The 20,459-nt window shown below is 60.5% G+C and carries 16 protein-coding genes; 5 read left to right on the forward strand and 11 right to left on the reverse strand.

All coding sequences use genetic code 11. The annotated features are described in order from the left end of the window. Positions 1-10: 10 nt before the first annotated feature. Both yfbR and MLC59_RS13620 read right to left on the reverse strand, forming a co-directional pair. Positions 11-610: a 5'-deoxynucleotidase gene (gene yfbR, locus MLC59_RS13615; protein ID WP_248234996.1), complete on the reverse strand. Its 600-nt coding sequence runs from the start codon at positions 608-610 to the stop codon at positions 11-13. After that, positions 607-3,312 (reverse strand): DUF748 domain-containing protein, encoded by a 2,706-nt coding sequence (locus MLC59_RS13620; RefSeq protein WP_248234997.1) that lies wholly within the window; start codon positions 3,310-3,312, stop codon positions 607-609. Before MLC59_RS13620 ends, yfbR begins: the two co-directional genes overlap by 4 nt. A 93-nt stretch (positions 3,313-3,405) precedes the next feature. Between MLC59_RS13620 and pdxH the strand changes: the two genes are divergently transcribed. The 5 genes from pdxH (at position 3,406) to MLC59_RS13645 (ending at position 6,226) form a co-directional block, all read left to right on the forward strand. After that, positions 3,406-4,041 carry a pyridoxamine 5'-phosphate oxidase gene (pdxH, locus tag MLC59_RS13625; protein ID WP_248234999.1) on the forward strand — a complete coding sequence of 212 codons (636 nt, stop codon included), beginning with the start codon at positions 3,406-3,408 and terminating at the stop codon, positions 4,039-4,041. After that, positions 4,010-4,774: a 4'-phosphopantetheinyl transferase family protein gene (locus MLC59_RS13630; protein ID WP_248235008.1), complete on the forward strand. Its 765-nt coding sequence runs from the start codon at positions 4,010-4,012 to the stop codon at positions 4,772-4,774. Before pdxH ends, MLC59_RS13630 begins: the two co-directional genes overlap by 32 nt. A 21-nt stretch (positions 4,775-4,795) precedes the next feature. Then, complete coding sequence (locus tag MLC59_RS13635) at positions 4,796-5,407, forward strand: DNA-3-methyladenine glycosylase I (protein WP_248235010.1); 612 nt, start codon at positions 4,796-4,798, stop codon at positions 5,405-5,407. A gap of 67 nt (positions 5,408-5,474) precedes the next feature. Then, entirely contained in the window at positions 5,475-5,780 is a 306-nt protein-coding gene (locus MLC59_RS13640) for a DUF6482 family protein (protein ID WP_248235012.1), read from the forward strand. Further along, a complete protein-coding gene (locus MLC59_RS13645; RefSeq protein ID WP_248235018.1) occupies positions 5,777-6,226 on the forward strand; it encodes a DUF3429 domain-containing protein in 450 nt (149 codons plus the stop codon). Before MLC59_RS13640 ends, MLC59_RS13645 begins: the two co-directional genes overlap by 4 nt. A 191-nt stretch (positions 6,227-6,417) precedes the next feature. Here the strand turns inward: MLC59_RS13645 and MLC59_RS13650 are convergent, their stop codons facing one another. From MLC59_RS13650 to MLC59_RS13690, 9 genes are all read right to left on the reverse strand, one after another. After that, positions 6,418-7,860: an aspartate kinase gene (locus MLC59_RS13650; RefSeq protein WP_091851747.1), complete on the reverse strand. Its 1,443-nt coding sequence runs from the start codon at positions 7,858-7,860 to the stop codon at positions 6,418-6,420. A 128-nt stretch (positions 7,861-7,988) separates the two neighbouring features. Then, the gene (gene ectB / locus MLC59_RS13655) at positions 7,989-9,257 is read right to left on the reverse strand and encodes a diaminobutyrate--2-oxoglutarate transaminase (RefSeq protein WP_248235020.1); all 1,269 of its coding nucleotides are present in this window, start codon (positions 9,255-9,257) and stop codon (positions 7,989-7,991) included. Positions 9,258-9,413: 156 nt separating this feature from the next. After that, positions 9,414-9,929: a diaminobutyrate acetyltransferase gene (gene ectA, locus MLC59_RS13660; protein WP_248235022.1), complete on the reverse strand. Its 516-nt coding sequence runs from the start codon at positions 9,927-9,929 to the stop codon at positions 9,414-9,416. Between the two features lie 132 nt (positions 9,930-10,061). Beyond that, positions 10,062-11,027, reverse strand: coding sequence for a metallophosphoesterase family protein (locus tag MLC59_RS13665; protein ID WP_248235024.1), 966 nt, complete (start codon positions 11,025-11,027; stop codon positions 10,062-10,064). Next, positions 11,024-12,433 carry a sodium:solute symporter family transporter gene (locus MLC59_RS13670; RefSeq protein WP_248235026.1) on the reverse strand — a complete coding sequence of 470 codons (1,410 nt, stop codon included), beginning with the start codon at positions 12,431-12,433 and terminating at the stop codon, positions 11,024-11,026. Before MLC59_RS13670 ends, MLC59_RS13665 begins: the two co-directional genes overlap by 4 nt. A gap of 232 nt (positions 12,434-12,665) precedes the next feature. Further along, a complete protein-coding gene (locus MLC59_RS13675) occupies positions 12,666-13,622 on the reverse strand; it encodes a radical SAM protein (RefSeq protein ID WP_248235034.1) in 957 nt (318 codons plus the stop codon). 49 nt (positions 13,623-13,671) lie between these two features. Beyond that, positions 13,672-15,870 (reverse strand): FAD-dependent oxidoreductase, encoded by a 2,199-nt coding sequence (locus tag MLC59_RS13680; RefSeq protein WP_248235037.1) that lies wholly within the window; start codon positions 15,868-15,870, stop codon positions 13,672-13,674. A 211-nt stretch (positions 15,871-16,081) separates the two neighbouring features. Then, positions 16,082-19,153 carry an efflux RND transporter permease subunit gene (locus MLC59_RS13685; protein ID WP_248235039.1) on the reverse strand — a complete coding sequence of 1,024 codons (3,072 nt, stop codon included), beginning with the start codon at positions 19,151-19,153 and terminating at the stop codon, positions 16,082-16,084. Continuing rightward, positions 19,150-20,265, reverse strand: a complete 1,116-nt coding sequence (locus tag MLC59_RS13690) for an efflux RND transporter periplasmic adaptor subunit (RefSeq protein WP_248235048.1) — start codon at positions 20,263-20,265, stop codon at positions 19,150-19,152. The genes MLC59_RS13685 and MLC59_RS13690 overlap by 4 nt, the downstream gene beginning before the upstream one ends. Positions 20,266-20,459 lie beyond the last annotated feature (194 nt).

The raw sequence follows: 20,459 nt of genomic DNA on the forward strand, positions 1-20,459 counted from the left end.
GGCGGCTGGCTCAATCGCCCAGCAGGTGGTCCAGGGGCTGGCTGTAACCGGGGGCAAAGACCTCCAGGAAATACATCACTTCAGGCAGGCCTTCCTGTTCCAGGCGATCCCGGATTTGCTGTGCCGCCGGCTCGAATTCCCGGTTACCTGCCTGCATTTCCGCCTCGCACTTGAGTAAAGCTGACAACCTGTCCGCCGCTTTCACCAGCTCCGCCACTTCCGGCTGCCAGCGGGATTCCTGGATATAGGGCGCGAAATCCGCCTGCAGACTCCCTGGCAACAGGGCCAGCAGTTCATCGGAGGCCTTGTGCTCGATGTCTTTGAAGGCCTCACGCATGACCTTTGAGTGGTACTTCACCGGAGTGGGCATATCACCGGTAATAACCTCGGTAGCGTCATGGTAGAGGGCTGCGGTGGCAACGGTTTCCGGGTTAACGTCACCGTCAAAGTGCCGGTTACGGATAACCGCCAGCGCATGGGCCAGGGTGGCGACCTCCCAGGAATGGGTGGCGACGTTTTCCTCGATCGCATTGCGCATCAGCCCCCAGCGGCGAATCCAGCGCAAACGGCCAATATAGGCGAAGAAATGGCTGAGCACCGGTCGGGTCATCGGGACTCCAGTTCAAACTCGATGGAGACCGGACCCTCGCTGCCTTCCCCGGGCCTTACTTGCGGTGCCTTCAGGAAAATCTGCTCCCCGGAGACGCCGTACTCCTCTTCCAGCAGGCGCTTCAGGCTGGTGCCACGCTGGTCGGCCAGTGCCTCAAGGGCCCCCTCAGGCAAGGATTTACCTTCCGCCAGGGTTGCTTCAAGGGCCGGGGTATCCACTGAATCGAGCGCAACGCCACGGATTGTCAGTACGATTTCCTTTCTCGTCTCCAGCACCTTCGCTACCGTTTCCATCTTGGTGTATTCACCCATGGCGAGGGTGGTTTCTCCGGCCATGAAATCCACGCCTCCCAGCTCTTCGGGGGAATAATTGCCCAGGTCCACGACAGACCCCAGCAGGTCAAAAGGCGACATGGCGGCTTTGACCAGGGAGGCCCGCAAGGTTCGCATCATGATCGGCCCCAGGTTGAATTCCGGGTCCGCAAGGTCCCCGCTGACCGGTATTTCCAGGCTTACCCGGTTGCTGTCGTCTCGCAGCAGGGCCAGGCCGAGCCTGACCGGTGCGGTGATTTCGGCGTCACTCTGTACCGCTTCTCCCAGCTCCAGTCGCTCCAGCTGAAGGGTATTGGTGGCCTCAAGCCGGGTGCCCTGAAGTTCGTAGTGGCCTTCGCCGGATAGCTTGCCGCTGTCTACCAGGTACCCCAGATAGAAACCAAAATAGGGATTCAGTACAGGCATGGAAAGGTTTTCCAGCGTGGCATTAACCTCCGACCGGCCGTCCGTCCCCAGGGTGGCCAGGGTGCCCTCGGCCCGGAAATCGCCCGAGTCGTCCAGGACACCACGAAGGCTGAAACGACCCTGCTGCGGCCTGATATTGCTCAACCCCGCCACCGACGCCTGCACGTCATGCAGCCGGCTGGTGAAGGGCGGCCGGGGCGTGTGGTCTGTGTAACGGATCTCGCCATTGGACAGCTCAAGCTGCCGCAGCCGGAAAATCAGCTCAGGTGGCGCGTCGCCTCCAGCGCTGTCTTCCTGTTGACTCCTGGCTGGCCCCATAAGGCGAACGAGGTTCAGCGGCTTGTGAGGGTACTGGACAACACCAAGCTCCGGCTCGGACAAGGTTACCGTGCCCAGCTCCAGCCGGGCCGGGGCAAAGTTGTATTCAATGGGATCAAGGCGCAGCTCTCGCCATGCCAGGGTACTGTCGTCTTCATCCGGTAACCGGCCACTGAACTGGCTGATGCTGCCCCGGCCACTGAAGGTGCCGGTCAGGGGATCGTCCTGCACATCAAGATCGATGTTGCCGGACAGGTTCAGCATGCCATCCCTGACTTCAAGTTCGCTGACTTCTGCCAGATAGCCGTTGAACGGAGCCATAATCACCTGGTCGAAGGTGACACCACCCTCAAAGGTCAGGGGAGCCAGCGTGAACTGACCATTGGCCGAGGCTGTTCCACCCTGCACCAGCGCAGCACGGGCCTGGTAGGTAATAGGCTCTTCCAGTTGCTCGGTCATGGCCCCCAGGCTTAGCTCAACCTCCTGCAGAGCCAATTCCACCGGCGTCGACGGACGCTCATCCCGCCAGTCGATGGTGCCCTTGCTGATGTCCAGGCGACCCACAGACCACCGCAAAGGCCCGGAATCGTCACTATCCTGCCCCGGAGAGGCGTCACCGTCCCGGTGCAGGGGGCGGGTCAAATTAAGGGTGCCATCACGAGCCAATTCAGCGTCCAGGTGGAGCGACTCTCCGGCTATGGCAGAAATCACCAGCTCTGGCCCGTCCATATTGAAAGCCACGCCCTGCATCGCCAGGGTGTCGGCACTGGCAATGACCTGCCCCGGCTGTTCCGGATCGGCCAGTTTCAGATTGCCGGCTTCAAGCTGACCATCCCGGGTCGCCAGGGCAACGCCCCTGTCGTCATAGGCAAACTGGTAAGCGGTTGCAAAGGACAGCCGGCCACTATGAATACGCCAGGGCAGATAATCCCCCAGCCAGCTCTGCAGGTCGCCGGCGCCGACATCCTCCAACGACAGGCGACCGTTGGACCAAAGCGGCGCTGCGTTAAGACTGCCCTGGCCTTCCAGCACCTGCTCACCCATGGCTGCCTGCAGGGTGTAGTTACCCGCTTCATCCTGCTGTGAGCCGGCCACGTCGGTAACAGTCAGGCCGATGGCTTCCACTGTGAAGGTGCGAATCTCTTCCTTGCCTTCCGCTGGTAGTCTCCTGATCTGCAGGCGACCGCCATTAACAACGCCCTCACCCAGCATCCATTGAACCGGACTGTTGTCTGCGTCAGCCCCAGCATTTGCCCGCCAATCCGCAGCCAGGTTGGTACCGCCCCCGGGGAGCAAGTCCAGTCGCAGGTAGGGATTTTCCAGTGCAAAATGCTGAGCGTTGAAGGAGCCACGAACCAGTTGTAACAACCCCAGGTCGAGGACGATTTCGTCGGCACTGAAAACCTGTTCGCCGCCATCATCCGTGGCATTGACGTCGTGTGCCGAAAGGCTGAAGGTGAAAGGGTTGAAGCTGACGTTCCCGGTGTCAGCATCCCAGCCAAGGGACTGCTCTACCCGCTCCGGAATCATCGAAGTCAGGTAAAGGGGAACCAGGCCGAATCCGATGACCACCCAGGCCAACGCCAGCACCAGCAACCAGAACCACCAGCGGCGGTAGGCAGGTTTGCGTCGGACAGTTTCGGTCACTTCGTTCGCTCCTTTAAGGTTCTCAAGCGCGCGTGATCCTGAAAGAATATAGAAGCGTAGATTCGAACCCAACCTTTATATCAGGAATCCCCGATGGATATAGGTGATATGCGCCGCGATTTCGAGAGCGAAGGCCTCGACCGCGAGCAACTGGACGATGACCCCGTACGGCAATTCGAACTCTGGTTCAATGACGCCAGGAATGCCGGTATTCTCGAACCCAACGCCATGTCGCTGGCCACCACCGGTGCTGATTCCCAGCCGGACCTGCGCACAGTATTGCTGAAATATTTCGATCACGACGGTTTCGTATTTTATACCAATTATGGCAGCCGCAAGGCCGGTGAGCTGGAAGAAAATCCGAAAGCGGCCCTGCTCTTTCCCTGGATTGGCCTCAACCGGCAGGTCATCGTGCAGGGTACGGTCACCCGGGTGAGCCAGACAGAGTCACTGCGATACTTTGCCAGTCGGCCAAGGGGCAGCCAGCTCGGTGCCTGGGTATCAGAACAGAGCAAGGTCATCCGCTCCCGGGGACTGCTGGAACAAAAGGTAGCCGAGATCAAACGCAAGTTCGGCGATGGTGAAATCCCGCTGCCCTCATTCTGGGGGGGATACCGGGTGGTTCCCCATCGCATCGAATTCTGGCAGGGTCGCCCGAGCCGACTGCATGACCGTTTTGAATATCTCAGGAGCGACAATGGCTGGACCATCCAACGACTCCAACCCTGAACGGGCCAGCATTTCCGTCTGGCTTGGGCGCCAACCCCTGGAGCCCTACGACTTTCCCGACTGGCTGGGCCCCTACGAACGGGAAGTGGCCTCGGGCATGGCCACGGGCCGGTTGATGGAATTTGTCCATAGCCGCTGGCTGGTGCGCCAGGCCCTCTATGGTGTCAGCGGGCACGCCCCCCACCTGTGTCGCCCGGTACACGGCCGCCCCGTGGCTTCGGCAGAGCCCGAAGGCTGGCACCTCTCGCTGAGCCACAGCCACGGCATGTCGGCCTGTGCCGTGTCCTCGCGGCAGGGTATCGGGGTTGATATAGAGCCGCTTTACCGGGACATCAACTGGCGACGCATCGTTCGCCGGTGGTTCACCGCAGGAGAGCAGGAATGGCTACTGTCCCAATCCGACCAGGACACCTTCCTTCAGGTGTGGACCCTCAAGGAGGCCTGGCTCAAGGCCACAGGGCGCGGCATTGCCAATAACCTGCGAACGCTGGAGGTCAGTGCCAACCTCGACCTGGTCGGTGACCGCCCCGGCGAAACCTGGCATGCGGCACTCACCCAGGCCGAAGGCTATGTGATTGCCGTGGTCTGGCAGGATGAAAGTACCGAGGCAGCACCGGCCCTCCACCTGGTCCATGCCAGCGATGAGGCGCACCTGGTGCCAGCTGAGCTAGAACGGCTGGCCGAGCAGCCCTGGATAATCTGTCCTGTAACGCAAAAGAGCGCAGATAACTGACCTGTCGGAGGAACCGGGTTCATGGATCAGATTGTCGAACGATGCCCATGGTGCGGTACTGACCCGCTTTATGTGGATTACCACGACCTGGTGTGGGGACGCCCGGAAACCGATGACCACGCCCTGTTCGAAAAGCTCTGCCTGGACGGCCAGCAGGCCGGTCTGAGCTGGATCACCATCCTCCGCAAGCAGGAAAACTACCGCGCCGCCTACGACAACTTTGACCCGGAAAAGATCGCCCGGTACAGCGAGCGTGACGTCGAGGCACTGCTGGCTGATCCGGGCATTATCCGCAACCGCCTGAAAGTGGAATCCATTATCCGCAATGCCCGGGCCTGGCTGGCCATGCAGGAGCAGGGCGAGCCCCTCAGCCAGCTGCTGTGGTCCTTTGTGGACAACCGGCCCATCCAGAACCGCTGGCAGAGTATCAGCGAGGTACCCGTGACGACGCCGGAATCCAAGGCCATGTCCAAGGCCCTCAAACAGCGCGGATTCAACTTCGTTGGCCCCACCATTGTGTACGCGTTCATGCAGGCCACCGGCATGGTCAACGACCACCTGGTGCAGTGCCCCGCCCACGAGCCCTGTCGCGAACTGGGTACCCCGGACCAGTTTTTCTTGCCAGGTCACTGATCCTTCCCCCTGTTCACGGCGTAATTCCGGTATCGCTCAACCACCTTTACCCAATGGGGATTTACCCGTGCGCATTACCCTTGCCGAACTGCACAAGGCCGGAACCGGCCCGGTGACGCTGCTGGAAATTCTGTCCATCGAAGGACAAAAATACATGGCCCGCCTGAACCTGGGGGACCAGACCCTGATCCTGTCCGACCCCCAGGGTCGGACCCGTCTGTTCCGCAGCAGCTGGGAGATACTGGATACCCTGAGTGACCTGGAGATTCATTGTAGCGAGGTGGTCCACAACTCCGCCTACAACGAAATGGTGGGCATGGCGCCGTCTCCAGTGGACCCGCTACGTATCCGCATCCAGGGGCAACCGCAGTGATCTCCGTTGAAAGACTGGCCATCCTGGTCGGGGTGGCCGGGCTGATTCCGTTTCTTGCCGGGGTGATCGGGCTCCTGCTCATGCAGGAACACGCCGGCTGGCTGATTTCCTGGTTCCATATCTACAGCGCCGGTATCTTGGCCTTTATGGCCGGGGTCTACTGGCCGGTGGCCATGCAGCTGGAAAACCGGTGCTATCCGTTGTCACCGGTCGTCACACTGGTTATCAGCCAGGTCATCTTCCTGGTGGGCGGGCTGGCCCTGTTGCTGCCGCTGGAATGGCGGGCGCCGGTGTATCCGGTGGCGTACATCGCGCTCTGCCTGATCGATGTGCGCTGGCTCTATAACTACTGGCCATTGTGGTATCGCCGGCTGAGGGTGTGGCTGACCGCAGTGGTCGTGCTGTGTCAGATGGCGGTGACGGGCTGGTTACTGCTGCAACACTGACGTTGGTGACGACCCGTTAACAACCGGTGGGAAAGAGGGAAGGGACTGGAAGGAAAGCCGGGACCAGGGGACCGGAAGGCACCCGGCACCAAGTGCCGGGCACCCCGATCAGGAGGCAAGACGTCCTCCCTTACCAGCGGACGAAGCGACCGGTTCCGTCCGCCGATAACCGCTGTACCTGGAGCAGGGCCTCAGGCCGCCACGATGGCGTATTCGTGGTTGTGGGGCTCGATCAGGACTCCGTGGAGGGCCACGATGGCCTTCTCGTAGTTGTCCTCGTCCACCACGAACTGGATATCCACCTGGCGCATGCACTGGTGAACTGCCAGCACGCTGATTTCCTCATCCGCCAGCGCCTTGACCGAGCGTGAGAGGATACCCGGCACTTTCATGTCGGAACCAATGGCCGACACCAGAGCCACCTTACGGGTATTGAGTTCCGCATTGGGGAAGGTTTCTTCCAGCGCCTTGACCACCCGCTTCACGTGCTTGAGGGTGCTGTCCACGTAATGGGTGATGGTGTTGGCGTTGGTGTCCTTGGACACAAACCGCACCTTGAAGCGGCTCAGCACTTCCAGGATCCTGCGGTCATAGCCCGGCTCGCCCTGCATGTCCTGGTCGAATACCTCGATGGCGAAGATGCCCTTGGCGCCGGCAATGATTTCCACCCGGGGCTTCTCACTGACGTAGTCGCCGGTGATCAGGGTACCGGTGTGCTCCGGCTCGAAGGTGTTCTTCACCCGCAGGGGGATTTCGTTCTGGCGCAGGCCCTTGCCGGCACGGGGATGGATGGCTTCCATACCCAGGTTGGCCAGCTGGTCCGCCACGTCGTAGTTGGTCCGGCCCAGGGGCACCACCTTGTCGGCACCCACAATGTTGGGGTCGGCGGAGCTCAGGTGATATTCCTTGTGGATGACCGCTTCGCGGGCATTGGTAATCACTGCCACCCGGCTGAAGGTCATCTCGCTGTAACCCCGGTCGAAGGTACGCATCAGGCCTTCCTTGCACTGGGCATAGCCGGTCACGATGGGCAACTCACGGGTCAGGTCAACAGCGTCGAATGCCTGCTTGAGTTTTTCATCCAGCGGCAGCAATTCGTTGTCGCGCCAGCCGGTAAGATCCACGAAGCGGGCGTTGATGCCTTCCTGCTGAAGCTTGAGGGCGGTATTGAAGGCACTGTGGGCCTCGCCGATACCCGCCAGCATCTCCCGCACGGTCAGCAGGTGCTCTTCCAGCTGGAACTGGCCGTAGGAGCACAGTCGCTGGAGGTCGATCAGGCAGCCGCGAACGCCTTCGATACGGTCGGTAATGAACTGGTCAGCCTGCTGCTTGAGCATGGGATCGACGAACAGTTCGCCGTTGATGTCGGTGAGGAACTTCACCAGCTTGGTGAGATCATCACCCCACGCCCAGTCAGACTCGGCGTCGGCAAACAGGGCATAGACGCCCGGCTCGCCGGTTTTCTTGTGCTCCAGAAGCTCGTTGGTCACGCCACCATAGGCAGAGACCACGAAGATGCGCTGGTACAGGTCATCTTTCTTGCGATCGCCGATGATGATGTTATCGCGGACCGCCTCGTAGTTGCTCATGGAGGTACCGCCGATCTTCTCGACGGTATGTAATTGGCTAGTCATGGTGTTTCCGTCATTATCCTGCAGAATGAATGGCCAGGGAGGTCAGCAAGTGCCCGTGCCGCGACATTGACAGCTCCCGGGACCAGCCCGGGGAACTGTCAAATCAACCCGCGGGGGTCACTGGCGTCTTACGACGCTTCGCTGATCCCTTCCTGCATGATTTCGTCCACACTTTCAGACAGAATCTTAGCACCTTTTTTCAGGTCATCCTCACTGGTGGTCAGGGGCATGAGGCATTTAATGACCTCGTCATTGGGACCACTGGTCTCGATAATCAGACCCTTTTCAAAGGCGCGGGACGTAATCGCATCGGTCAGCTCGGCATTCTTCGCCTCGATACCGCGCATCAGGCCACGACCCTTGACGTGGAACTCACCGGGATACTTGTCGCAGATGGCCTGCAGGGCGTCGCCCAACACCTTCGTCTTGGCCTTCACCTCGTTGGCGAAGGCATCGTCCTTCCAGTAGGTTTCAATGGCAGTGCGTGCCGTCACGAACGCCATGTTGTTACCCCGGAAGGTGCCGTTGTGCTCGCCGGATTCCCAGATATCCAGTTCCGGCTTGAACAGAACCAGGGCCATGGGCAGGCCGTAGCCGCTCAGGGACTTGGATACGGTCACCATGTCCGGCTTGATGCCGGCAAACTCGAAACTGAAGAACTCACCGGTACGGCCGTTGCCCGCCTGGATGTCGTCCAGGATCAGCAGCATGTCGTGCTTCTTGCACAGCTTCTCCAGACCCTGCAGCCACTCGGCGCGTGCAGCGTTCAGGCCACCTTCACCCTGTACCGCCTCGACAATCACGGCAGCCGGGGTTTCATAGCCGGAAGAACCGTCAGACAGCAGCTTGTCCATGATGGCCAGGCTGTCTACATCTTCGCCCAGGTAGCCGTCGTAGAACATGAAATCCACGTTGCCCAGGGGCATGCCAACACCACCACGGTGGTGCTTGTTGCCGGTGGCCGCTACGGCACCGGTGGTCACGCCATGGAAACCGTTGGTGAAGGAGATAATGTTGGTACGACCTTTCACCTTGCGGGCCAGCTTCAGTGCCGCTTCAACACAGTTGGTACCGGTGGGACCAGTGAACTGCATCTTGTAGTCCAGGCCACGGGGCTCAAGGATGTGCTTCTTGTAGGATTCGATGAAGTCATGCTTGGCGGTGGTGAACAGGTCCAGGCCCTGGCTTACGCCGTCGGACTCGATGTATTCCAGCAGCGCCTTCTTCAGCACATCATTGTTGTGGCCATAGTTCAGGGACCCGGCGCCAGCCAGGAAGTCCAGGTATTCCTTGCCGTCTTCGGTGTACAGGTGCGCGTTCTTGGCCCGGTTAAAAATGACCGGAAAGGCCCGTGAATAAACGCGTACTTCGGATTCAGTAGACTTGAAGATTTCCATTGTCTTGCCTCTTAGCATGTCAGGTTCGAGGTGGAAATGCGGGGTGCCGGACGGGGTTCGGTCGCGACCGGCACAACGCACAGTTTCAGGGGCGCTGAAGGCAGGGGTTCCTCTTACCCCCTGCCGGCCCGTCAAACAAAAGCGATGGCGGCGCGATCAGCCCTTGCGCGTGAAAGGACCTATGCGCAGCAGGAATTCGGAGTCGTGCTCCCCACCGAAGTGCAGTTCTTTCTCGAAATGCTCGGTGTAGGTCAGTTCGGCACCCATGTCCCGGGCGAAGGAGCGGAACAGTGCCCAGGAGGCGTCGTTGTCCTCGGTGATAGTGGTCTCGAGGAACTTCACGTTCCGGCAGGCGTCGCGCTTCACGATTTCCTTGAGCATACGCTTGGCCAGTCCCTGACCGCGTCCTTTCTCATGAACGGCGACCTGCCAGATAAATAGGGTGTCGGGCTGCTCGGGGGGGATGTAACCGGAAATGAAACCGACCAGTTCGCCGTCCATTTCCGCCGCCACGCCGGTCTGGGCAAAGTGGCTGCACTGCAGGAGGTTGCAGTAGATCGAATTGGGGTCGAGGGGTGGGCACAGGCCCACCAGATTGTGGAGCTTGTAGCCATCATCCTTGACCGGCGCGCGGAAGGTGATGGCGGTGGTATTTGAACCTTCGGTTGTCATGTCGGATCTTTTCGCTGCAAACGTTAGTGGTGAATTATATAGACCACAAAAGAAAAATCAACCGGGCACCCGGGCCGCGGCAAGTCCGGACCGGCGCCTTTGCCAGCAGCAGGTCACAGACACTCATTCATATTAGATCAATCTCTCGCCGATTCCATTAAGAGGCAGCAATTGTTCCGGGGAGAGCGACGTACCGTTAAGGATACGATGTCGATATGACAGCTCGGCGTCACTCCCTGCCGGCCACAGGCGGTCGAACAGTGTGAGCCACGCCTGGAGGGGAAAACCCACCGGCATCAGGGAACCGTGCAGCGAACCGACCCAAGCAGCCGCCAGCGCCCCTTCTGGCGCACCGTTGAGCGCCAACCTTGCAACCAGTCCGCGGGCATCACCCGCCAGGTTACCCATCCCTGCAGAACCATTATTGAGGAACAGACGGGGGCGGCCCTCCACGTTCAGGTGCCGGGCAACCGGCAGGCAGGTATGGGTACTGACAATGACATCGGCGTCGCTCTGCCGGAACCAGCCGGCAAGCTGGCCGGCACCGTCCTGCTCAAGGGCCTCATGGGACAACCCCCACCCGGCCAGGGATTCCGGATCACCATGCAGAATGACAACCTTTAGGCCTCCAAAGATCAGGCAGCGGTAACGGGTCAGGTCCGCCAGTCTTTCCTGCAGATCCGGATGGTTTCCGGCCACCGTTTGCAGGCGTTCCATGATGCGATTGGAACGCTCAACCACCTCATTATCAACGAAATCTGGATAGGCGCAGCCGCACCCGGCCCCGTCTGCGGGCCTGGCCAGTTCATACTCCACATTACCGGTGATGGCGTCGTGGGCCATCACCCGGTTGTTGATCGCCCGAAACAGGTCGTCGTGCACATTGAACCAGTTGAAATCGCCGTTGAAGACCAGCTTCACTCGTACACCCTCCTGCCGCTCACGCGCCGCCATGGCCTCGATTTCGTCCAGGGCTAAGGGGTTACCGTACAACCCCCCGATCACATAGAGCACGTCGGCATCGCAGGCTTCGGGGGTGGCCGTAAGTTGCTCCGGGCGATAGCGGTAATGCAGTGGGCAGCTGCGTCCCTCACTCATGAACCGGCCCCGGTGGTCGCCAGCGAACGACCCGCCAGCCGGCGGAGCACCAGCGGCAGGAAGAACCCGGCGGTGCAGATCAGGATGCCCCAGGCATTGGTACCCAGCAGCAGTGCATAGGCGCCCTCACCAATGGCCCAGGAATCCGGTATCCAGCCGACGGTGAGTAATACACCCAGGCCAAGCCCCGTCCAGAAACTGAGGTGGAAGCTCCAGGGCGACCAGCGGGTAAAGCCATAGAACAGGAAAACCGGTGCCAACCCCATCACCATGGTGCCGGAGATGGTCGTCGCCTTGAGGATGTCGGTACCAGCAAACATGGGCAGATTGCCGAGGATAGCGAAGATGATCATCACCGCAGCACCCACCTTCATGCTGGGCAGGCGCTCAGCGGTCCGCCTAGCCAGCCTGGGCAGGTCGACGGCGATGGACTTGGAAAACGAGGTGAAGGTGGAATCCAGGGTCGACCCGGCGGAGGTCATCATTACCACACTCATCAGGAACAACGCTGTCAGCCCCAGCGCCTGGCCTACTGCCGCCGGGGCATTGCCACCGGCGTCAATGCCATTGAGCCGTGCGTGCACACCCACCAGGCTGAAGATAAACACGGCCACAAAGCCGAGCAGGCCCGCCACCACGAAACTCTTCAGCATGGTCTTTTCCCGGTTCACGAACCCCCGGTCGGTCAGTACCGGATCGTGGAACGGATAGCTGAACAGCTGCAGACCCGCCACCAGCAGGAGGTCCATACCCGCCTCCAGCCGGAACTCACCGGTGGTAAGCAGGGTGCCCGTGTCGTTGGCAGGGATAATCAGGAACAGCACGGCGGCCACGAAGAACACAAAGAGTACTGCCTGGATCACGTCCGTAAAGATGGAGCTGCGCAGGCCGCCCTTGAGGCTGTAGGCGAGGGTGAAGGCGGTAAAGACCATCGCCGCCGTGTAGTAGGGCCATTCGCCAACATTGCCGAAGTAACCGCCCACGACCGCCGTATTGCTCCACACTTCGTTGTACAGGCGAATCAGGATCGCCGCCGCAAAGCTCAGCGCCGCCAGCCGGCCAAAGCGGGAGGTGAGGAACTCCTGCAGGCTCCCGGCACCGGTCTGGGTACGGATCAGGTAGATGATGTAACCGGCAACCGGTATGGATAGCCAGTAAGCGGCATAGGCCAGGCCACCGGTGACACCATAGGCGGCGCCCAGATTGGCTGCGTTGGTCACGGACTTGGCGAAGATCCAGCTAATGAAGATGGATGCGGTGAGTGACCACTGACATACTGGCCGACCCTGGTCATCGGCGCCTTTATAAAAGGACTCAGCGTTGCGACTCTTCGGTGACAGGGCATACATTACCACCCCGTAGACGATCAGAAAGCCCCAGAACAGGGTGGCTTCAGTGCCCGTCATCGATTGTTATCTCCCTTCAACGGTCGTAACCGACCCATTCTTCAACGTTCAGCCACGCGGAGAGCAGCACACTGCTTGCGGAGTCTGTGGTGGGGTGCCTTTCGCAGCAGCGCCATGGATGGCGCGGTGCAAGGTCGGCCCATGGACGGGCCGTGAATTGCAGCGGAGAAAGGCACCCCGCCGCGGGCTCCTGCTCCGGGCCTCACAGGCCTACTCAACGTCGCGGACAGCATCAAGCAGGCGCGCTACAACTCGCCCCAAACCGGTAACAGGAAAAGCACCGGTGATGCCGCAGCATAATGCGTTCATCCATACTCTCCGCCAGGGTGCTACCCAGGTCGTATTGGGGGTCGTCGTCCACCAGGGTGCAGGCGAAGACCCGTACCTGATCGTTCTTCTTCACCAGCATGCGGGTGTAGGTGCACATGAAGTGGGCCCGGCTTTCCCGGGTGGGGTATTTCTCCATGCAGTTTTCGGTGATTTCCGGACTGCCATCGTCGGAACCCGGAGTGCCCAGATCCGGAAACGCCGTAAAGGCCAGGGTTTCCGGAATGCCCCAGGCCCGAAAAATCTCCCGGAAATCATTTTCCACCTGCATCGGGTCCTCCATGGGGTCACTCTGCCGGGCAATGGACACCTTGAAACCCTGATCCACCAGCCAGTGGATGCCCTCCAGCGCCTTGTCAAAGCTGCCTTCGCCCCGATCCACATCGTGGCGGGCGGCATCCGGGTAGTCCAGGCTGACCCGGAAATGGATCGGGTAGGGGTTATCCAGCAGCGGCAGTACCTGGTGCCGCCGTTTCAGCAAAGGATCGGTCGCGTTGGTGAGGACAAAGCAGGGGCGGTGCTGACTGGCGTAATCGAGGATATTCACGAAATCCCGGATCACAAATGGCTCGCCACCGGTAAACGAAAACTGCTCTACCCCCATATCCAGTGCCTCGTGGATAAAGGGCTTCACGTCGCTGAGCTTCATCCCCGGTATTCGACCATCACCCGGATGGGAACCTTCCAGGCAGAAGGGGCAAGCCAGGTTGCAGGCGGTGCCGGTATGTATCCAGAGCTCCTTTAGCCGGTCCGCGTCAATGTAACCCCGGGGGTCACCATCCCGGGTATGGGTCCAGCTGTCCCGGGCCCGCGGCTCCAGGACTTCGGTGACGGGTATCATTTTCTCGGCAGTCAGGGGCATAGGGGCTCCATCACAACGTTTTGTTCTTCCTCAGACACGACAACGTCCATTATGTTACAGATCTGTCCTGTGTACGTCGGGACTGGCCGGTTTGGTCACCGCCCAGTCGCCAGCGGTGAAAGCGCTCCAGCCAGGCCAGGACGCCCTGGGGCGCATGGGCCTGTTTCCACTGGCCAGCGGCAAACTTGGCGGATTCATTCCAGGTGGGATAGGGGTGGATGGTACCGAGGATCTTGTTGAGGCCGATGCCGTGTTTCATGGCCAGGGTAAACTCCGCCAGAATCTCGCCACCGTGGGCGCCTACCACTACCGCGCCGAGGATACGGTCCTTGCCAGGCACCGTCAGCACCTTGATAAAGCCGTTATCCTCGTCCTCTGCAATGGCCCGGTCCAGGTCGTCCAGGCCATAGCGGGTCACCTCGTAATCAATACCCTGCTCCCGGGCGTCCATTTCACTCAGGCCTACCCGGGCCACTTCCGGTGACGTGAAAGTCACCCAGGACAACACCCGGTAATCCACCCGGAACCGCCGGAACTGACCGAACAGGCCGTTCACCGCCGCATACCAGGCCTGGTGGGCGGCCGCATGGGTGAACTGGAAGGGGCCGGCCACATCGCCGCAGGCGAAGACATTGGGGAAGCCCACACTCAGGTCTTCTTCCACCGGTACGGTGCCATTGCCCCGGGGCTCGATACCCAGTGCTTCCAGGTTCAGGCCGTCGGTGTTACCAGCCCGGCCAACGGCCACCAGTACCCGATCGAAGGGAATCCGCACCCGCTCGCCATGGTGGTCACACCAGGCGATGCGCTCGCCATTCTCCTCGGTAAATTCCACGGCCTTATGGCCAGTTCGCAGGTCAATACCTTCCCGCTGGAACTGCGCCTGCACCAGTTCGGCCACCTCATCGTCTTCCTTTGCCAGTATCCGCTCGCCAGCCTCGATCTGGACAACCCGGCTGCCCAGCCGGGCAAAGGCCTGGGAGAGCTCACAGCCGATAGGACCTCCACCCATCACCAGCAGCCTCTCTGGCTGCTCCTGCAGGTCCCAGAGGTTCTCCGAAGTAAGCGGGTCCATGGTGCTCAGACCGGGAATCGGGGGCACAAACGGCTTGCCACCGGTGGCAATGACGATGCTGCGGGCGCTGAGCCGTTCCCGGCGGCCGTCGTTACGGGTCACGTCCACTTCCCAGGGGGAGACGAAACTGGCGCTGCCCTCGATCACATCCACGCCGAGGCCACGGTAACGCTCCGGGGAGTCGTGGGGCTCGATCTTCGCGATGATCCGCTTGACCCGCCCCATTATATGGGCAAAGTTGCCGGAAACCGGTACCGCGTCCAGACCGTAGCGGTCCGCATGGCGCAGGGTATCGGCGGCTTTCGCACTGCGAATCAGCGCCTTGGACGGTACACAGCCGGTGTTGAGGCAGTCACCCCCCATCCGGTCCCGTTCGATCAGCGCCACCTTGGCTTTCACGGCTGCTCCGATGTACGCCGAGACCAGCCCGGCCGATCCGCCGCCAATCACCAGCAGGTTGTAGTCGAAGGCATCCGGTTTCTGAAAGCCCCGGTATGCCCGACGGCGCCGGATAAAGCCCACCACGAACTTGGCGATAAGCGGGAACAGGCCCAACAGGGCCAGCGACAGCAACAGGTCTGTGGACAGGATATCTCCCATGCTGTCCACCTGCGCCAGTTGGGTCCCGGCGTTCACGAACACGAAGGTGGCCGGCAACATACCCAGCCAGCTGACCAGCGCATAGGTACGCAGCTTCATACCCGTCAGGCCCATGGCCAGGTTGATCAGGAAGAAAGGAAACACCGGCACCAGGCGCAATGTTGCCAGGTAAAAGGCGCCATCCTTTTCGATACCCTCATCGATCCGGCGGATGGTTTTTCCATACTTGCGCTTCAGGGTATCCCGCAACAGGAAGCGGGCCACCAGGAAGGCAAGGGACGCACCAATGGTGGAGGCCACCGACACCGTCAGCAGGCCGACCAGGTTGCCCAGGAAAGCCCCGCCCGCCAGGGTCAGCACAGTGGCGCCGGGCAAGGACAAGGCGGTGCTGGCCACATAGACCAGGGCATAAAGCGACACCGCGAGCAGCAGGTTGTCGGCAATCCACGCCTCCAGCTGCGCCTGGTTCTGTTTCAGGTTTTCCAGGGTCAGCACGTCCGGCCCACCCACCAGGATAAAGGCCGCTACGAGCACGGCAATCAGGGCGAGGACAATCAGTTTCGTTTTCGACATGGTCTACAACGTCCGGAAGAAAAATGACGGGTATCAGACACGGATACGGCCGCTCTGTTACAGGGTAGCGCGCAATCAGGGCCCGGAATACTCAGGCATACGCCAGGCGATGGCATACGGGCCAATCAGGACAGCGGATTGTTTTCCGATCCATCCAGATGCAGGAAAGGGGACGCCTGTCCCCTTTCCCGTTATTTGAGTCTGCTCCCGGTCAGGCCTTGGCTTCAGTCACGGCCTCATCACCGTCATGCGCACCGGCATTGTGATCCCGGGCCAGCAGTATATAGAAAGCCGGCAGCACAAAGATGGTGAACAGGGTGCCAATACCGAGGCCCGCACTGATAGTGAGGCCGATGGCAAACCGGCTCTCGGCGCCTGGACCCACCGCGATCAGCAACGGCACCATGGCAAAGATCAGCGCCAGGGACGTCATGATGATCGGTCGCAGGCGAATCGCCGCCGCTTCCAGCACGGCCTCTCGTTTGCTCAGACCACGTTCTACCTGCAACTGGTTGGCGAATTCCACGATCAGGATGCCGTTCTTGGACACCACGCCGATCAGGGTGATCAGCCCAACCTGGGTGTAGATGTTCATGGTCGCAAAGCCAAGCACGATAAACGCCATCGCCCCAGCCACCGACATGGGCACCGATACCAGGATAATGAACGGGTCACGCCAGCTCTCGAACTGGGCTGCCAGCACCAGGTAGATCACCAGCAGAGACAGGAAGAAGGTCACCACCAGGGCGCTGCCCTGGGTAGCCAGCTGTCGTGACTGCCCGGTGTAATCATGGTTGAAACCCTGCGGGAACACACCAGCAGCCGCTTCTTCTATCCAGGCCATGGCGTCACCATCAGTCACGCCCGGCATCACCACCCCTTGCAATGTCAGGGAGTTGAGCTGGTTGAACTGGGTGCGCTGTGACGGCTCAACATCCTTCTCAAAGCTGATTACACTGCCCAGGGGCACCAGCTCGCCTGTGCCAGTACGGATGTAGTAGTCATTGAGTGCCTCCTCGCTGACCCGGAAATCCTGGTCCACCTGGGGAATCACCTGGTAGGAGCGGCCTTCCATACTGAAGCGATTGATGTAACCGCCGCCTAGCATGCTGGACATGGCCTGACCCACATCCTGCATGGAGAGCCCAAGATCGGCTACCCGGTCACGGTCCACCTGGATGCGGGTAACTGGCCTATCAAAGTCGATGGACTTCTGCAGGAACATGAAGTTACCGCTCTGCATAGCCTTGCCCAGCAGCTCATCGGCCACTTCATTCAACTGCTCGTACCCGGCGCCCGTGGTAATCACAAACTGGAACGGCAGGCCGCCACCGGAACCGGGCAATGCCGGAGGCGGGAAGACGGCCGTCTGCAGCCCGGTGACCTTGTTCAGCTCGGCGTTCAGCAGAGGCTGGGCCTCGAACTGGGTGATGTCCCGTTCACTCCAGGGCGCCAGCTTGAAGCCACCGAAGACCGCATTGGGGCTGGTGATACCCAGAATCATGAAGTCCTCTTCGTAACCCGGCACCGTGGTCATGCGCTGCTGAACTTCATCACCATGCTCCCGCAGGTAGTCCAGCGTGGCTGTCTGGGCACCCAGCCCCTGATAGAACAGGATGCCCTGGTCTTCCGTCGGGGCCAGTTCGTTCTGACTCATGGCCACCATGAAGTAGATGGACCCCAGCACCACCAGCGCGAAGAAGATCACTACGCTGATGGTCTGCATCATGGAGTCCAACGCCCGCTTGTAGCCGTTGGCCAGGCCATTGAAGGTGCGCTCGACGCGGGTTTCAAACCAGCCCGGGTTACCGTGGGGCTTGAGAATCTTGCCGGACAGCATGGGCGACAGGGTCAGGGCCACGATCCCGGAGATCACCACCGTGCCGGCTAGCGTAAAGGCGAACTCGGTGAACAGGGAGCCCACCAAGCCACCCATAAAGCCGATGGGCGCATAGACCGCCACCAGGGTGGTGGTCATCGCGATAATCGGTGTGGCCATTTCCCGGGCACCGTTCAGTGCCGCGTCGAAACGGGATTCCCCCTGCTCGATATGACGGTGCACGTTTTCCACCATGATGATGGCGTCATCCACCACCAGCCCTATGGCCAGCACCATGGACAACAGGGTAAGCAGGTTCAGGGAGAAGCCCATCATCAGCATTACGAACGCGCCACCGATGAGTGACAGGGGTACCGCCACCGAAGGCACCACCGCCGCCCGGATGGAGCCCAGGCAGAGGAAGACCACAACCAGCACGATCACCAGGGCCTCCAGCAAGGTTTTGATCACCTCGGCGATGGAGTCCTCGATAAAACTGGAAGCATCGTAGGCCAGGCGCACATCCAGGCCCGAGGGTAATTGGCGCTCAATATCCGGCAGCTCATCCTTCACCAGCCCCGCTACGGTCAGCGGATTGGCACCGGGGGAGAGTTCGATCGCCACATAGGTCGCCGGCTGACCCTTGTACAGGGCCAGCTGGTCGTAGGTTTCCGAACCCAGTTCAACCCGGGCGATATCCCGTAGACGTATAATGGAGCCATCGGCTTCCTTGACCACCAGGTCACGGAAGCTTTCGGTATCCGACACATCCGTGTTGCTGGTCATGCTGATCTTGGTGTACTTGCCTTCGGTATTACCCACCGCAGCCTGGTAGTTGTTACGCAGCAGTACGCTGACCACTTCCTGTGGCGTCATGTCGACGGCCGCCAGGCGCTCCGGATCCAGCCAGGCACGCAACGCAAACTTCCGACCCAGTAGATCGGCCTTGCCCACACCGGATAATGCCTGCAGCCGCGGCTGCACCACGCGGGTCAGGTAATCGGTAATCTGGGGCACACCCAGCTCGTTGCTGTAGAAGGCAATGTACATCAGCGCTGTGGAGTCGCCGGTGGTGGAGGAAATCACCGGGTCCTGGGCGTCCGCCGGCAGGACGTTACGCTGACTGGCCACCTTGGCCTGGATTTCCGCCAGGGCCGCGTTGGCGTCGTAGTTCAGCTCCATTTTCGCCTGGATCGTCGAAAGGCCCTGGGAGCTGGTGGACGTCAGGTAATCGATACCGCTGGCCTCGGCCATGGCCTGTTGCAGCGGTGTGGTGATGAAGCCTTTCACCAGGTCGGAGCTGGCGCCCGGATAGGCCGTGGTGACCGTGACCGTGGTGCTCTCCAGCTGCGGGTACTGACGGATTTCCATTTCCATGGCGGCCCGTGCGCCCAGCAGCAGTATCAGCAGACTGACCACCGTGGCCAGTACCGGCCGGTGGACAAAGATATCGGTAAATTTCATGACCCGGCAGCCTCCGCAGCCTGGCCATCATCCGCAGGTTCTTCCTGAATGGTCACCCGCTGTCCAGCCCGCAGGCGCAACAATCCCTTGGACACCACCTGGTCGCCCTCCTCAAGACCACTGAGTATGGCTACCCGGTCATTGTTGACGTCACCGGTGGTGACGGAACGACGGGTCACCGCTTGCTCACCCTGGTCGTTCTCTTCAATCAGGAACACATAGTCACCATAGGTGTTGTAGGACACCGCCGTGCGGGGCAGGGTGATCACTTCACGATCTTCTGGCTGGCGGGTCATGACGGTGGCGAACATACCCGGACGTAGCTTGCCTTCCGGGTTCTCAAGGGTGGCCCGGATGCGCACGGTGCGGGTTTCCGGGTTTACCGAGGTATTGATGGCACTGACCTGGCCGGTAAAGGTTTCTTCCGGCACCGCAGCGACTGTGGCTTCCACGTCATAGCCCTGGGCCACCCGGGGCAGGTTGCGCTCCGACAGGGTGTAGTCCAGGTAGATGGGGTCCAGCATGTTGATTTCGACAATGGGCGTACCGGTGGCGATGTACTCACCCTGGTCTACCAGGCGCAACCCCAGCTTGCCGTCGAAAGGCGCACGGATCACTTTCTTGTTGAGCTGGGCCTCTGCCTCGTTGACCCTCGCCCGCGCCGCATCGTAGTTGGCCTTGGCCTCATCGAACTGGGACTGGGACACTGCCCGCCGGGGCAGCAGGTTTTCAATCCGTTTGAATTCCTGCTGGGCCAGCTGTGCCTCCGCCCGACGTGTCCGCAGTGCGGCCTCGTCAATCTGTGAATCCAGGCGGATCAGCACATCACCCTGCTCGACCATATCCCCGGACTCGAAAGCGATCTCCTGGATCACTCCTGGCACCTCGTTGGCCACCTGGATGCCATTGACAGCCTCAACGCTGCCGACGGATTTGATCGCCGGCGTCCAGCTCTGCACCGTCGCCACGGCTGCCGATACCTCGGCCGGCGGCTGTGGCTGGGACATCTGCTCTTTCATCTGCCCGAACTGGTAGAACTTGTAGCCAAAAATGCCCCCGAGCACCAGGCCCAGAAACACAATAACGATGAGGAAGCGGCGAAACGTGCGCATAACGGGTAATCCCTGACAATAACCGGAACGGACTCCGTATATACCGATGCCCAGGGCATGGATACGGAGAAAGTGCAACAGTAGATGGGAATTATTTCACTTTATGAGCAAGCGAAACAGTCTTGTTTTCAAGATTATTTTCTGCACAAAGCCGCGCAAGGGGAAAGCCCCTGACGCCCGGGCAAGGCGCCAGG

Source organism: Marinobacter bryozoorum (assembly GCF_023156245.1).
Taxonomy (GTDB): domain Bacteria; phylum Pseudomonadota; class Gammaproteobacteria; order Pseudomonadales; family Oleiphilaceae; genus Marinobacter; species Marinobacter bryozoorum.

Bases quoted from the DNA above. Each gene is read 5' to 3' on its own strand.
- yfbR (WP_248234996.1), bottom strand. From the start codon at position 610: ATGACCCGACCGGTGCTCAGCCATTTCTTCGCCTATATTGGCCGTTTG.
- pdxH (WP_248234999.1), top strand. From the start codon at position 3,406: ATGGATATAGGTGATATGCGCCGCGATTTCGAGAGCGAAGGCCTCGAC.
- MLC59_RS13630 (WP_248235008.1), top strand. From the start codon at position 4,010: ATGGCTGGACCATCCAACGACTCCAACCCTGAACGGGCCAGCATTTCC.
- MLC59_RS13635 (WP_248235010.1), top strand. From the start codon at position 4,796: ATGGATCAGATTGTCGAACGATGCCCATGGTGCGGTACTGACCCGCTT.
- MLC59_RS13650 (WP_091851747.1), bottom strand. From the start codon at position 7,860: ATGACTAGCCAATTACATACCGTCGAGAAGATCGGCGGTACCTCCATG.
- ectB (WP_248235020.1), bottom strand. From the start codon at position 9,257: ATGGAAATCTTCAAGTCTACTGAATCCGAAGTACGCGTTTATTCACGG.
- ectA (WP_248235022.1), bottom strand. From the start codon at position 9,929: ATGACAACCGAAGGTTCAAATACCACCGCCATCACCTTCCGCGCGCCG.
- MLC59_RS13665 (WP_248235024.1), bottom strand. From the start codon at position 11,027: ATGAGTGAGGGACGCAGCTGCCCACTGCATTACCGCTATCGCCCGGAG.
- MLC59_RS13670 (WP_248235026.1), bottom strand. From the start codon at position 12,433: ATGACGGGCACTGAAGCCACCCTGTTCTGGGGCTTTCTGATCGTCTAC.
- MLC59_RS13675 (WP_248235034.1), bottom strand. From the start codon at position 13,622: ATGCCCCTGACTGCCGAGAAAATGATACCCGTCACCGAAGTCCTGGAG.
- MLC59_RS13680 (WP_248235037.1), bottom strand. From the start codon at position 15,870: ATGTCGAAAACGAAACTGATTGTCCTCGCCCTGATTGCCGTGCTCGTA.
- MLC59_RS13685 (WP_248235039.1), bottom strand. From the start codon at position 19,153: ATGAAATTTACCGATATCTTTGTCCACCGGCCGGTACTGGCCACGGTG.
- MLC59_RS13690 (WP_248235048.1), bottom strand. From the start codon at position 20,265: ATGCGCACGTTTCGCCGCTTCCTCATCGTTATTGTGTTTCTGGGCCTG.